This is a genomic window from Burkholderia sp. Se-20378 (assembly GCF_017104665.1).
In the GTDB taxonomy this organism is placed as follows: domain Bacteria; phylum Pseudomonadota; class Gammaproteobacteria; order Burkholderiales; family Burkholderiaceae; genus Burkholderia; species Burkholderia lata.
This window is the reverse complement of record NZ_JAAGPG010000216.1, coordinates 1-13801: the sequence shown is the minus strand read 5'-3', so window position 1 is coordinate 13801 and position 13801 is coordinate 1. Positions and strand designations below refer to the sequence as shown.

At 67.0% G+C, this 13801-nt stretch carries 10 protein-coding genes; 6 read left to right on the top strand and 4 right to left on the bottom strand.

What is annotated here, in order from left to right:
• Positions 1 to 1088 (bottom strand): PepSY domain-containing protein (locus tag G3N93_RS21700; protein WP_206133924.1); only part of this gene is annotated, 1088 nt, incomplete at its 3' end.
• 226 nt (positions 1089 to 1314) lie between these two features.
• On the opposite strand from G3N93_RS21700, the gene G3N93_RS21695 reads away from it, so the two are divergent.
• A complete protein-coding gene (locus tag G3N93_RS21695) occupies positions 1315 to 3438 on the top strand; it encodes a TonB-dependent siderophore receptor (protein WP_206133923.1) in 2124 nt (707 codons plus the stop codon).
• Between the two features lie 160 nt (positions 3439 to 3598).
• On the opposite strand, the gene rpsU is transcribed toward G3N93_RS21695, so the two are convergent.
• Positions 3599 to 3811 carry a 30S ribosomal protein S21 gene (gene rpsU, locus G3N93_RS21690; protein WP_006401410.1) on the bottom strand — a complete coding sequence of 71 codons (213 nt, stop codon included), beginning with the start codon at positions 3809 to 3811 and terminating at the stop codon, positions 3599 to 3601.
• Positions 3812 to 4331: 520 nt separating this feature from the next.
• Here rpsU and G3N93_RS21685 point away from each other — a divergent pair.
• From G3N93_RS21685 to vioA, 5 genes are all read left to right on the top strand, one after another.
• Positions 4332 to 5486 carry a flagellin gene (locus tag G3N93_RS21685; protein WP_174940335.1) on the top strand — a complete coding sequence of 385 codons (1155 nt, stop codon included), beginning with the start codon at positions 4332 to 4334 and terminating at the stop codon, positions 5484 to 5486.
• A gap of 132 nt (positions 5487 to 5618) precedes the next feature.
• A complete protein-coding gene (gene fliD / locus G3N93_RS21680) occupies positions 5619 to 7121 on the top strand; it encodes a flagellar filament capping protein FliD (protein WP_174940089.1) in 1503 nt (500 codons plus the stop codon).
• Positions 7122 to 7146: 25 nt separating this feature from the next.
• Positions 7147 to 7446 (top strand): flagellar protein FliT, encoded by a 300-nt coding sequence (locus tag G3N93_RS21675; RefSeq protein WP_174940091.1) that lies wholly within the window; start codon positions 7147 to 7149, stop codon positions 7444 to 7446.
• Positions 7447 to 7706: 260 nt separating this feature from the next.
• Complete coding sequence (locus G3N93_RS21670; RefSeq protein ID WP_174940093.1) at positions 7707 to 10055, top strand: tetratricopeptide repeat protein; 2349 nt, start codon at positions 7707 to 7709, stop codon at positions 10053 to 10055.
• Between the two features lie 29 nt (positions 10056 to 10084).
• Positions 10085 to 11227 carry a dTDP-4-amino-4,6-dideoxy-D-glucose aminotransferase VioA gene (gene vioA, locus G3N93_RS21665; RefSeq protein ID WP_174940095.1) on the top strand — a complete coding sequence of 381 codons (1143 nt, stop codon included), beginning with the start codon at positions 10085 to 10087 and terminating at the stop codon, positions 11225 to 11227.
• A gap of 10 nt (positions 11228 to 11237) precedes the next feature.
• On the opposite strand, the gene G3N93_RS21660 is transcribed toward vioA, so the two are convergent.
• Both G3N93_RS21660 and G3N93_RS21655 read right to left on the bottom strand, forming a co-directional pair.
• Entirely contained in the window at positions 11238 to 11900 is a 663-nt protein-coding gene (locus G3N93_RS21660; protein ID WP_206133922.1) for an acetyltransferase, read from the bottom strand.
• A 99-nt stretch (positions 11901 to 11999) separates the two neighbouring features.
• Positions 12000 to 13801, bottom strand: a 1802-nt coding sequence (locus tag G3N93_RS21655; protein WP_206133921.1) for a tetratricopeptide repeat protein, incomplete at its 5' end; no start/stop codon positions are given.

The following is a 13801-nucleotide window of genomic DNA, read 5'->3' as shown; positions in this document are numbered from 1 at the left end:
CCCGCGACGCCGGCGATCCGCCCCGAGTGCAGCGGAAACTGCGCCTGCATGAACAGGTCGCCGGCCGAGCCCCGGCCCGGCACCTGGGCGGCGACGGGCTTGCCGGTCACGGCATCCCAATAAAGCCACGCGTTGCCGAGCCCGACGTCGCCGTGGTCGTTGCCGGGCGTGAAGAACCCGACCGCATAGGCATTCATCGCCGGTGCGAACAGCAGCGCGCCGGGCGGCGCGTCGATCCCCGCGTCGCGCCCGGCCGCGCGCGCGATCTCGACGATCCGCTCGCGCGGCAGCATCTTGCTGCCCGGCGCGGCGGGCGGGAAGTGCTCGGGATTCGTGTACGGCGTCTCGGCGAGCGGCGATACCAGCGATACCAGCGGCCGCACGACGGGCACGGCGAGATTCATCGAGATCGACGTGATCGCGACGACCAGCAGCAGCCCCCACACCCACACGCCGCCCGAGCGGTGCAGGTCGAACACCAGTGGATAGCCGCCGCGCCGCACGCGGAACGCGAACGACTTGCGCCAGCTCTTCAGGTTCGGAAACGCGAGCACCAGCGCGATCAGGCTGTCGATTGCCCACACGATGCCGACGATGCCCATCACCCAGAACCCGAAGTTGATCCCGCCAACCATGGGCAGGAACAGCGAGTAATGCAGCCGGTAGATGAACGGCATCAGGTCGAGCCGCGCGACCGACAGCGCGCCCCATTCGCGGCGGCCCTGCACCGCACCGGTCGCGGGATCGACGGCGATCTGGCTGAAGTCGAGCGCGTACGGCTGACCGGTTGCCGGATCGGTGCGCGGCATCACGCCCGCCTGCAGCGTGTGCCCCGGCTCGATCGCGAGCGGCAGATAGGTCACCTGCACGCGCGGGTCGGCGGCCTCGATGCGCGTCGCAAGCGCGAGCGGATCAAGCGGCGCCGCATCGCTGCGGGCTGTGTAGAAGTCCGGGTTCAGTGCCGCGTCGAGTTCGTGATCCCACGCGATCAGCGCGCCGGTGAGGCCCGCGACGAATAGAAACAGCGCGATCGCGAGGCCGAACCAGCGATGCAGGCGGACGAGAAACGGTCGCAGGAACGCATTCATCGCGCGCACTGCGAAGGGAAAGCGGGCCGGCACGAGCGGCCCCGGTTCAACGGGATGCAGGTCATTTGAGGTCAGGCGCCGCGCACGAGCCGGCCGGCCGCCACTGGCGAGACCGGATGCCCTTGCACGCGGCATGGAATTGTTGCGCGTTCGACGGGTTTTGATACGATGCGCGACATTTTATCGCAATGCGAATGATTCTTACTTGCATTTTTACTCATCCACCATGACCGTCTGCCTCGCCCGCCCTCCCGTCCGCCCACGTCGCGTGGCCGCCGCCCTTGCCTGCCTTGCCGCGTCGCTCGCGCACGCGGATGATTCGCCCGGCGGCGCCACGGCGTTGCCGGCCATCAACGTCACCGCTGCGCACGATTCGCCGCAGCACCTGACCGACACGATCTCCACCGGCGCGCTCGGCACGCGCCGCCAGCTCGACACGCCGTTCTCGACGACGATCGTCACGTCGGAGGAGCTCGAGGCACGCCAGCCGTACAAGCTCGGCGACGTGTTCGCGAACGACGCATCGGTGTCCGACAACAGCGGCGCGTACAGCGCGTGGGCCAGCTACATGACCGTGCGCGGCATGCAGCTCGACTGGCAGAACGGCTACAAGATCGACGGGCTGCCGTTCGTCACGTACGGGATCACGATGCCGTACGAACAGCTCGATCGCGTCGAGCTGCTGAAGGGGCTCGGCGGTTTCCTGTACGGCTTCGTGACGCCCGGCGGCGTCGTCAACTACGTGACGAAGCAGCCTGGCGGCGAACCGGTACGCAGCGTCGACGTCGGCTACCGGAGCACCAGCGTGTGGACCGAGCACGTCGATCTCGGCCAGCGCTTCGGGCCGAACGGCATGTTCGGCGCGCGGCTGAACGCGACGCACGAGGAAGGCAAGACCTACAACGACGGCAACATCCGCCGCGACAGCGTATCGCTCGCGCTGCAGGCGAACCTGACGCGCGACCTGTCGGTGACGTTCGGCGCGCTGTACCAGGACCGCCGCACGACGGGCCAGACGCCGTCAATCTTCACCGGCAGCTACCCGGGCGGCGCACTGCCCGCGACGATCAGCGGCGGTACGACGAACCTCGGCGGCAAGGACCAGTACCTGAACACGAACCTGCAGCTCTATACGGCCGGGCTGCAATACCAGCTTGCGCCCGACTGGCAGCTCGACGTCGCGTACAGCTACAGCAAGGCGACGCGCCGCCGCAACGAAAGCACGCTCTATCTGCAGGACGCGGCCGGCAACTACACCGACAGCCGCTACGTCGGGATGGAGGATCACCGCTTCAGCCAGTGGCGCGCGATGGTCGAGGGCAAGGTACGCACGGGCCCGTTCAGCCACCAGATCGTGCTCGGTGCGTCGTGGCAGAAGCAGGCGAACGACTATTCGGCGAACAGCGTGTTCGTGCCGCTCGGCGCCGGCAACCTGTATGCGCCGAACCCGTACCGCTATGACAGCCCGCACGGCTTCGTCCAGTACCGCACGAGCGAGATCGTGCAGAAATCGCTGTTCGCGAGCGACACCGTGCAGCTCACCGAACGGTGGTCGGTGCTCGCCGGCGTGCGCTACATGAACTACGAGCAGCGCTCGTTCCAGGCGAGCGGCGTCGAGGATCCCGGCTACCGCCAGAACGGCGTCGTGACGCCGACGTTCGCGGTGATGTTCAAGCTCGCGCCGACCACCACCGCGTACGCGAGCTACGCCGAATCGCTCGAGCCCGGCAGCCGCGTGAACGACGTCTACGCGAACGCCGGCCAGATGCTCAAGCCGCTGCGCAGCAAGCAATACGAGCTGGGGATCAAGAGCGAGCACGCGCGCTGGAGCGCGACGGCCGCGCTGTTCCGCATCGAACGCAGCGCCGAGTATGCGAACGCCGCGAATGTCTACGTGCAGGACGGCAAATCGATCATCCAGGGGATCGAATTCGGCGCGCGCGCGAAATTGGGCGCGCGCTGGAACGCGGGCGTCGACGCGATGCTGCTCGACGCGTGGTACGCGAACGGGATCGGCAACAACGGCAACCGGGTCGCGGGCGCGCCACGTTTCGTGCTCGCCGGCGACATCGGCTATGCGGTGCCGGGCGTGCCGGGGCTGACGCTCGGCGTCGATGCGAAATTCACCGGTGCGACGCCGCTGCGCGCGGCCGGCGGCCTCGACGCGCCGGGCTTTCTCGTCGTCAACGCGGGCGCGCGCTACCTGACGCGGGTCGGCCGCCACGACGTGACGCTGCGCGCGTCGATCGACAACGTGCTGAACCGCCGTTACTGGGAATACCAGTACGCGGACTACGTGAAGCCGGGCGACCCGCGCACGGTGAGCCTGAACGCGAAGATCGACTTCTGAACGATGGGCCGGCGGCCGCAAACCGCCGGCCGTCAGCCAGAACGGCCGCACCTTAGCGGTCTCGGGGGCCTCGGGATTTTCCCGGATCCCAAAAGCAAAACGGCGGAGCGGCTTCTTTCGAAGCACGCTCCGCCGTTTCGCGGCGAACCGTAAGACGCTCTTAGTGGAGCTTCTTCGGCAGCATCTGGCTGCGCAGGCGCTTGTGCAGGCGCTTGACGGCTGCTGCCTTCTTGCGCTTGCGGACTGCGGTCGGCTTTTCGTAGGACTGGCGTTCGCGCAGTTCAGCGATCAGGCCATTTTTTTCGATAGCACGGCGAAAGCGGCGAATCGCCACTTCGAACGGCTCGTTTTCTTTCAGAAGAATCGTCGTCATGTCGTTCCTAAATTGCTTAAACGGTCAAAAACGTAGCGGCCAAGCGCCACGCACCGGCCATCCGAGCGTCCCCACAAACAGGCGAAACGAGCGGAAATACGGCCTCGGAGGCCGGAAAAGAGAGGCGGAAAGCACCGCGAGTACGCTTCACAAGCCGCGTGCAGCGCCGCGTTTGACTGCCAGCAGACATGCCGAAAACGGCAGAGGCTTGACAGAAATCTCAATTCAGCCCGCCATCATAGCAGGGAATCACAGACAAAACCACCCTTTTGTCGATCGCGTGGGCACAGGCGAACGACTGCGTGGTTGGGCCATTCTCTGGCCCCATTCATCCGATGTCGCGCCGGAGCCCGTCCGAAATGACAAAGAAGGATAAAAAATCGGGCCGAATCTCAACGCGCCCCTCAAGTTTTGTTTTGGTACGCCGAAATCCTGCTCTGAGGCGGCCAGCAATGAACGAGTGCTTCCGCCGACGCCAAAACGGCTTTTCAGGGCTTTCGGCTTAAACAGGAGAATTTCCATGCTCGGAATTAACAGCAACATCAACTCGCTGGTTGCACAGCAGAACCTCAACGGCTCGCAAAACGCCCTGTCGCAGGCAATCACCCGCCTGTCGTCGGGTAAGCGTATCAACAGCGCAGCAGACGATGCAGCAGGTCTCGCGATCTCGACCCGTATGCAGACCCAGATCAACGGTCTGAACCAGGGCGTGTCGAACGCGAACGACGGCGTGTCGATGATTCAAACGGCATCGAGCGCACTGTCGTCGCTGACGAACAGCCTGCAGCGTATCCGCCAGCTGGCCGTTCAGGCATCGACGGGCACGATGTCCTCGACCGACCAGGCAGCACTGCAACAGGAAGTCTCGCAGCAGATCCAGGAAGTGAACCGTATCGCGTCGCAAACGACGTACAACGGCACGAACATCCTGAACGGTAACGCAGGCATCGTGTCGTTCCAGGTCGGCGCAAACGTCGGCCAGACGATTTCGCTGGACCTGAGCCAAAGCATGTCGGCTGCGAAGATCGGCGGCGGCCTGGTGCAGAAGGGCCAGACGGTCGGCACGGTGACGGGCCTGACCCTCGACAACGCCGGCGCGTACACGTCGTCGGGCGCAGCGATCACCGCGATCAACGTGCTGTCGGACGGCCAAGGTGGCTACACGTTCACCGACCAGAACGGTGGGGCGATCTCGCAAACCGTTGCCCAGTCCGTGTTCGGCGCAAACGCAACGACCGGCACGGGCGCGGCAGTCGGCGCACTGTCGATCCAAACGGGCGCAACCAGCTCGAGCATGTCGGCAGCGTCGCTCACCGCGATCACGAACGCCGTCGCGCAGATCAACGCCGTCAACAAGCCGGCAACCGTGTCGGGCCTCGACATCAGCACGGTCAGCGGTGCAAACGTCGCGATGGTGTCGATCGACAACGCGCTGCAAACGGTGAACAACGTCCAGGCACAACTGGGCGCGGCACAAAACCGTTTCACGGCAATCGCAACGGCACAGCAGGCAGAATCGACCGACCTGTCGTCGGCACAGTCGCAGATCACCGACGCGAACTTCGCGCAGGAAACGGCGAACATGTCGAAGAACCAGGTGCTGCAACAAGCTGGCATCTCGGTGCTGGCACAGGCAAACTCGCTGCCGCAGCAGGTCCTGAAGCTCCTGCAGTAATCGAGTAGCAACCCACGGCCGGGCCCCGCGTAATGCGCGGCCCGGCCGCAAGCGCTTGGCGCGCGGGGCCCCGCCCCGCCGCCAGGCCCTCATCCCCCGATTCACGGATCACCCGCCGCACGGAGCACTACGATGTCGACGATCAATCCCGCCGTCACCGCCGCCAACAGCTCGGCCAACAGCGCGCTGCAGCAAGCCGCCCAATCGATCATCAGCGGTTCGACCGGCAACTCGTCGATGGACGTCAACTCGCTCGTGACGGCACTCGTCAATGCGAAGGTCGCCGGTCAGGCCGCCGCGCTCACCGCGCAGCAGTCCAGCGACAACACCCAGATTTCCGCGTACGGCGCCCTTTCGGCAGCGCTGAGCGCACTCCAGGCCGGCGTCACGACGCTGTCCAACGGCTCGCTGCAGAACACCTTCACCGCGACCATGAGCGGTACCGGCATTACCGCGACCGCTGGCGCGGGCGCCGTCGCCGGCAGCTATTCGATCAACACCACGCAGATCGCGACGTCGCAGTCGCTGTCGTCGGCCGCGTTCGGCGCGTCGACGGCGCTCGGCACCGGCACGATGACGCTGTCGCTCGGCAGCCAGTCGTTCACGGTCAACGTGAACAGCGCCAACAACACGCTGTCCGGCATCGCCGCCGCGATCAACAACACGACCGGCAACCCGGGCATCGTCGCGTCGGTCGTCAACGGCAGCGACGGCGCCCACCTCGTGCTCAGCTCGACGCCGACCGGCGCGGCGAACACGATCGGCGTCGCGGTCAGCAACGTGTCCGGCGACAACGGCCTGTCCAGCCTCGGCGTCACGTCGACGGCCAGCACGACGGGCGGCCAATCGTCCATTACGTCCGCGAACAGCAGCGCCGCGTGGAAGCAGAGCACGGCCGCGCAGGACGCCACGTTCACGATCAACGGCATCGCCGCAACGAGCGCGAGCAACACCGTGACGAGCGCGATCACCGGCGTCACGGTGAACCTGACCTCGGCCGCCGCCGGCACGACGCAGACGCTGACGATCGCCACCGACACGAAGACCCAGGCCTCGACGATCAACAACTTCGTGACGCTCTACAACACGCTCGTCACGACGATGAACACGCTGTCGAGCTTCTCGTCCGGCGCGTCGTCGCAAGGCCCGCTGCTCGGCGACTCGACGCTGAACACGATCCGCAACGCGCTCGCAACGGTCGTCGCGAGCGGCGTCGGCAGCAACGGCTCGACGGTCAACCTCGCGTCGATCGGCGTCACGCTGCAGGCCGACGGCACGCTGCAGGTCGACAACACGGCGCTCAACTCCGCGCTGCAGAGCAACCCGACCGGCGTCGCATCGCTGTTCAACTCGACGAACGGGATCGGCCAGCAGCTGACGACCGACATCACGAACTACACGCAGACGGGCGGGATGATCGCCGCCCGCACAACGGCGCTCAACAACGACCTGACGAGCGTCGCCACGCAGCAGACGAACCTGTCGAACTACACCGCGCAGCTGACCAGTCAGTACCAGGCGCAGTTCACCGCGCTCAACACGCTGATGGCGACGATGAACAGCAACTCGCAGTACCTGACGCAGCTGTTCGGCGGCACGAACAGTGCCGGCGCACTGTCGAGCAACAAGAGCTGATCGCTAGCCGGACGGGAGAGCCACGATGCAACAGACCGAACTGATCGCCCAACTCGAGGCGCTCACCGACGCGATCGAGCATGCGGCCGCGATGGCCGACTGGATCGAGGCGGCGCGCCTCGTCGACCTGCGCGAGCCGCTCGTCGCGTCGCTCGCAGCCGACCAGCCGCCGGCCGGCATCGCCGCGGTCCGCCGGATCCAGGCCAGCAACGAACGCATCTTCGCCGACGCGCAACGCGCGCAGCAGGAGCTGACGGACGAATACCGGGCGGCGATGGGCCGCGTGCAGGCCGTCGGCCAGTACCAGAGCGTCGCGAGCCGCTGACGCGCGCCTGGCGCCGCACCACTGCCGGCGCCGGCGCACCAACCTGACAACAAGAACTACGCGCTGAAGTGAGGGCGTGCTCGTTCGCCTCCGCCCGCCTCGTGCGGGCGTTTTTTTTGGGGCGCCACCCACCGCGCCGCCTCTGCTTCGGCCGACCGTTCAATCGGCCAAACTAACCCGGCTTTTCCCGTCACCTCGCGGCATCGGCGCGGCGGCACGCTACCCATAATGGTATCGACCGACTTTCCGCAGATTTCATCATGTTCTCGACCGAACTGCCCGCCTCCGCCGCGCTCACGCCTGAACAGCAGCTTGCGCAGGACATTGCGCTCGTCATGGACAACGCGCTCGAGCGCCAGCGCAGCGGCGCGTTCGACGACGCCCGGGCGCTGTACGAGGCCATCCTCGACGCGTTGCCCACGCATGGCGACGCGCATTACAACCTCGCAGTCCTGATGGTCGATACGGGCCATCCGGCTGACGCGGTACCGCATTTCGAAGCCGCCATCGGCGCGAACCCGGACAACGGCTTCTATTGGGTCAGCTACATTCATGCACTGCATCGCAGCGGGCAAACGGCCGCCGCGTGGATCGCGGTCGAAATCGCGCAGCAGCGCGGCGTGCACGGTTCGGCACTCGACGGACTGATCGCGCAATTGGCGTCGCCCGACGTCGTGCTCGCGACTGCAGCGGTCGCCATCGCCCCGAGCGGCATCGACACGGCGATCGTCCTGGAAACCGCGGCCGGCCCGGCCGGGCAGAGCGGCTCCGGCAAGCCTGTCCGTCGCCCCAATCAGACGCTGCTGCAAAAGCACGCGGCGCTGTTCGACAAGAACAAGCACGCGGAAGCCACGGCGCTTGCGCGGCAACTGGTCGCCGACTACCCGGAAGATGGCGCATGCTGGCGCGCGCTGTCCGCATCGCATCACCGGGAAGGCCGCTTCGCGGAGATGGTCGAGGCAGGCTATCGCACGGTCGAATTGCTGCCGGATGAAGTGCTCGTGCGCATCCTGCTCGCCGATACGCTGCGGGTGATGAACCGTCTCGCGGAAGCCGACGAGCAGTGCAAGCGCCTGCGCGTGCTTCAGCCCGATCACCCGGAAGCCATGCGGATTCACGGTCTCGTGCTGTTCGCGCTGCGCCGCTCGGATGAAGCGATCGCAGCCTGCCGGCGCGCAGTCGAGCTCGCGCCGGGCGTCGCCGCGCCGTGCGGCACGCTCGGCTTCGTGCTGCTCGAACTGGGTGCAACTCAGGAAGCGATAGGCTGGCTGAAACGCGCGATCGAAATCAATCCGACCGACAGTGTCACCCACAGCAGCATGCTGTTCTGTATCGCGCACAGCACCGACTTCAGTCCGCAGGCGCTCCTTGCGGAACACCGCAAGTTCGGCCTGCGCTACGACAACCACAAGCGCAAGCGCGCGGCGGTGTTCTCGAACCCGCGCGACCCGGCACGCAAGCTGCATGTCGGCTTCGTGTCGGGTGACCTGTTCAGCCACGCGGTCGCCTCGTACGCCGTGCCCGTGATCGAGCATCTCGCGGCCGACCCCGGCATTGCGATGCACTTCTATCACAATTATCTCGAGGAAGATCTGACGTCCGAGCGCTTCAAGGCCCATGCCACGACCTGGCGCAACGTCGCCAGCATGAGCGATCAGGCCTTCCTCGAACGCGTGCGCAACGACGGCATCGACATCGTGATCGACCTGTCGGGCCATACCGGCCGCAACCGGCTCGTCGCGCTGGCGCAGCGCGCGGCGCCGGTTCAGGCGTCGTGGATCGGCTATCCGGCCACGACCGGCCTCAGCCAGATGGACTACTACCTGACGGACCGCTTCGTCGCGCCGCACGGCGCGTTCGACGATCAGTTCGTCGAGCAGATCGTGCGGCTGCCCGCGATCGCACCGTTCATGCCTCCGCCGAACTGCCCGCCCGTCAACGTACTGCCGGCGCTGCACAACGGCTATACGACGTACGCAAGCTTCAACCGCCTGAACAAGCTGAGCCCGCACGTGATCAAGGTCTGGGCGCGTGTGCTCCAGGCGGACCCGACCGCGCGCATGGCGCTCGGCGCGATCGGCAACAACGGCGACCAGCAGACGCTGACCGAATGGTTCGCAGCCTCCGGCATTGATGCCGGCCGCCTGACGTTCCACCGGCGCTCGAACATCCCCGTCTACATGCAGCAGCATCACGGCGTCGACCTCTGTCTCGACGCGTTCCCGTACACCGGCTCGACGACGACGCTGAATGCGCTGTGGATGGGCGTGCCGACCGTGACGATCCCCGGCGCGACGATGGCCGGGCGCGGGAGCGCGGGCTGGCTGCAGCACGTCGGGCTCGACGCGTACATCGCGACGGACGAGGACGATTTCGTCGCGAGGGCGCTCGCGCTCGGCCGCGACACCGCCGCGCTGCAGGCGCTTCGCGCCGGCCTGCGCGCTCGCTGCGCGGAATCCGCCGCGTTCCGGCCGGCTGTCGTCGCGGCCGGGCTGTCGTCGGCGCTGCGCACGATGTGGACCCGCTGGTGCGCTGGCGAACCCGCCATCGCATTCGATACGCCGCTGTTCGACGACACGGCGACCGCACAGGCCACGGCCAAGGCCTGAACCTCACGTCAAGATCGAGAGAGACCATCATGACCGCCAGCCTGCCCGCGTCGTCCGTCGCGCAACTGCCGCACGAACGCATCTACGTCACGCAGCCGCACCTGCCGCCGCTCGACGAATTCCTCCCGTACCTCGAGAAGATCTGGGAGAGCCGCACGCTGACCAACGGCGGCCCGTTCCACCAGCAGTTCGAGCGCGCGCTGTGCGAATACCTCGGCGTGCCGCACCTGTCGCTGTTCGCGAACGGCACCCTCGCGCTCGTCACCGCGCTGCAGGCGCTGCGCATCAACGGCGAAGTGATCACGACGCCGTACTCGTTCGTCGCCACCGCGCATTCGCTGCTGTGGAACGGCATCAAGCCGGTGTTCGTCGACGTCACGCCCGGCACGCTCAACCTGGACCCCGCGCGCATCGAGGCGGCGATCACGCCGCAGACCACCGCGATCATGCCCGTGCACTGCTACGGCAATCCGTGCGACGTCGAGGCCATCCAGAAGATCGCCGACAACTACAACCTGCGCGTGATCTATGACGCCGCGCATGCGTTCGGCGTGCAGAACGCCGGCGGCAGCATCCTCACCCACGGCGATCTGTCGGTGCTGAGCTTCCACGCAACGAAGGTGTTCAACACGTTCGAAGGCGGCGCGATCATCTGCCCGGACGCGAAGACCAAGCAACGGATCGACCACCTGAAGAACTTCGGTTTCGTCGACGAAGTCACGGTCGTCGCGCCCGGCATCAACGGCAAGATGAGCGAGATCAACGCCGCCTTCGGGATGCTGCAGTTGCAGCACATCGACGGCGCACTCGCGCGCCGCCGCGAAATCGACACGCTGTACCGCTCGCTGCTGAGCGACGTGCGCGGCATCCGCTGCGTGCCGCTCGGCGACCAGACCGTCGCGAACCACGCGTATTTCGCGATCCTCGTCGACGAAGACTATCCGATCGACCGCGATGCGCTGTACCAGAAGCTGCGCAGCTACGACGTGTATGCGCGCCGCTACTTCCATCCGCTGATTTCGGAATTCCCGATGTATCGCGGGCTGCCGTCGGCCAACCGTGACAACCTGCCCGTCGCCTCCGAGGCCTCGCGCAAGGTGCTGTGCCTGCCGATCTACCCGGCGCTCACCGACGACATGGTCCGCCGTATCGTCGAGCTGATCGCGCGCTGACGCGCGGCGTCTACAGGTAACGCTCGCCGGCCGCGCGTGCGCGGACCCGGCGGGCCGGATTGCCGTACGCGACCGTGTACGGCTCGACGTCGTGCAATACGACCGAGCCCACCCCGACAACGCTGTGCTCGCCCACCACGATCCGGTGCCGCAGCATCGCACCGAGGCCGATCGCCGCGCCGTGGCCGATCCGGCAGTTGCCGCCGGTGACGACGCCCGGCGCAAGACTCGAGAAATCCCCCATCATCCCATCGTGGTCGAGCGAGGCGTTCGTGTTGACGATGCACCCGCTGCCGATCGTGCAGCACGGATTGATCACCGCGCCGGCCATCACGACCGTGCCCGCGCCGATCGTCGACGCTTTGCCGACGCACGCGGCCGGATGCACCGCCGACACGCACGGCAAATCGGGCACGAGGGCCGCAAGATCGGCCGTCACTTTCTCGCGCGCGTGGTTGTCGCCGATCGCAACCAGCAGCCCGGTGATCCCGTGCACGTCGATCAGGTGCGGCAGGTCACGCTCGGCGCCCAGCACCGGGTAGCCGAGCGTCGTCTCGCCGCGCGACCGGAACGAATCGATCAACCCGACGATCCGGTATTGGCCGGCCTGTTCGACGATGTCGATCACGACCCTGGCGTGACCGGACGAGCCGACGATGACGATGTTTTCCACGAGGCCCTCGATTGATCTGAAAAGCAGGGGCGGCGTTGCCATCGCCGCGTTTCCCGCAGTATGACGTGCCGCCATGCGCGCGCGGCACGCGTCGTCGCTTCAAGCGGCAGGGACAGTCTCGCCCGCCGTCGCGCGACTTTCCGCGAAATGCGCGGCAAACGCCTCGCGCAAGCGCTCGGCCATCTGGATCCAGGTGTCGTCGCGCCCTCTGCGGAACAACCGCACCGTGCCCGGATACCACGGCGAATCGTCGCGGTCGTGCATCCAGCGCCAGTCCACGTCCTGATTCGGCAGCAGCACCCAGCACGGCTTGCCGAGCGACGCGGCCAGATGCGCGGTGGACGTGTCGACGCACACGACGAGATCGAGTTGCGCGACGATCGCTGCCGTATCCGCGAAATCGTCGATCTCCGAACCCAGGTGCAGCAACGGCAGGCCGCCCGGCGCCTGGCGCGCCTCGTCCTCGCCCTGCCCCTTCTGCAGGCTCACGAAATTCACGCCTGCGACGCTCCATAGCGGCGTCAACAACGCAAGTGACGGCAGCGAGCGGTGCGCATCGTTGTGATGCTTCGGGTTGCCCTTCCACACGAGGCCGACGCGCGGGCCGGCCGGCAGCGCATCGAGGCGCGTGCGCCAGCGCATGACGCGAACCGGGTCGGGCGCGAGCCGCACCGGCGGCGGAATCGTGTCGAGCGTCGTGCCCGCGTGCATCGGTGCGCTCAGCAGGCTCGTCCAGTAATCGAACTGCGCCGCCTGTGCGGTCGCCGCCTCGTGATCGAGCACCGCGTCGACGCCGTCGACCGTCTCCATCAGCCGATGCAGCGCGGGCTGACACGCGAACACCACGCGCGCCGCGTGCCGCGCGCCGAATTCCGTGAAATAGCGGCTGAACTGCAGCATGTCACCCAGGCCGTCTTCCTGCCAGACGAGCAGCGTCTTGCCGGCGAGCGGCTCGCCTTGCCATTGTGCACACCGCAACACTTCACGGGTCCGGCGGTGCACGAATGTCGATTGCTCGTAGCGCGATTCGTAGCGCCGCCAGCCTTCGTCGAACCGGCCCAGGCCGAGCAGCAGCGTCGCCAGGCCGAAGCGCGCATCGCCATAGTCCGCGCGCAGCTCGAGCGCGCGGCGATACGCGCGTTCGGCGTCGTCGTGGCGGCCGGCATACGCGAACGTGGTGCCCAGGTTGTAGTGCACTTCGGCCATGTCCGGCGCGAGCGACAACGCATCGGCGAAAACCGCCATCGCTTCGTCGTGGCGGCCCTGCGCGCGCAGGACGCAGCCGAGATTGTTGTGCGGTTGCGGCAGGCCGTGACGGCAACGGATCGCATCGCGATAGGCCGCTTCCGCTTCGGGCAGGCGATCGAGATTCTGCAGCGCGACGCCGAGGTTGTAGTGCGCCTCCGGGTGATCCGGGCACAGAGCGAGCGCCTGACGGCTGGCCGTTTCCGCTTCCGGCAGCCGCTGCATGTCGACGAGGATCGCGCCGAGATTGGCGTGCGCGAGCACGTAGTCGGCGCGTACGGCGATGGCGAGCCGGTACGCGAGTTCCGCCTCGGCCTGCCGGCCGAGGACGCGCAGCAGGTTGCCGAGATCGGTCAGCACGTCGACCGCCTGCGGCTCGATCAGCAACGCCTGCCCGAGCGCCTGTTCGGCTTCGTCGAGCCGGCCGAGCGCTTCGAGCACCTTGCCGAACCGGTGATGATGCGACGCCCGCAACGGCGCGACGGACGCGAGCTGCCGACGCAGGAGCGCCGCGGCGTCGGACAGGCGCCCTTGCGATACAAGCAGCGCGCCGAGGCCGTCGTATGGCGGTTCGAACGCCGGCATCGCGTCGATCGCGCGCCGCCACCACGCTTCCGCGTCGGCCAGCCGGTTCAGGCCGAGCGCGCAGACGGCCG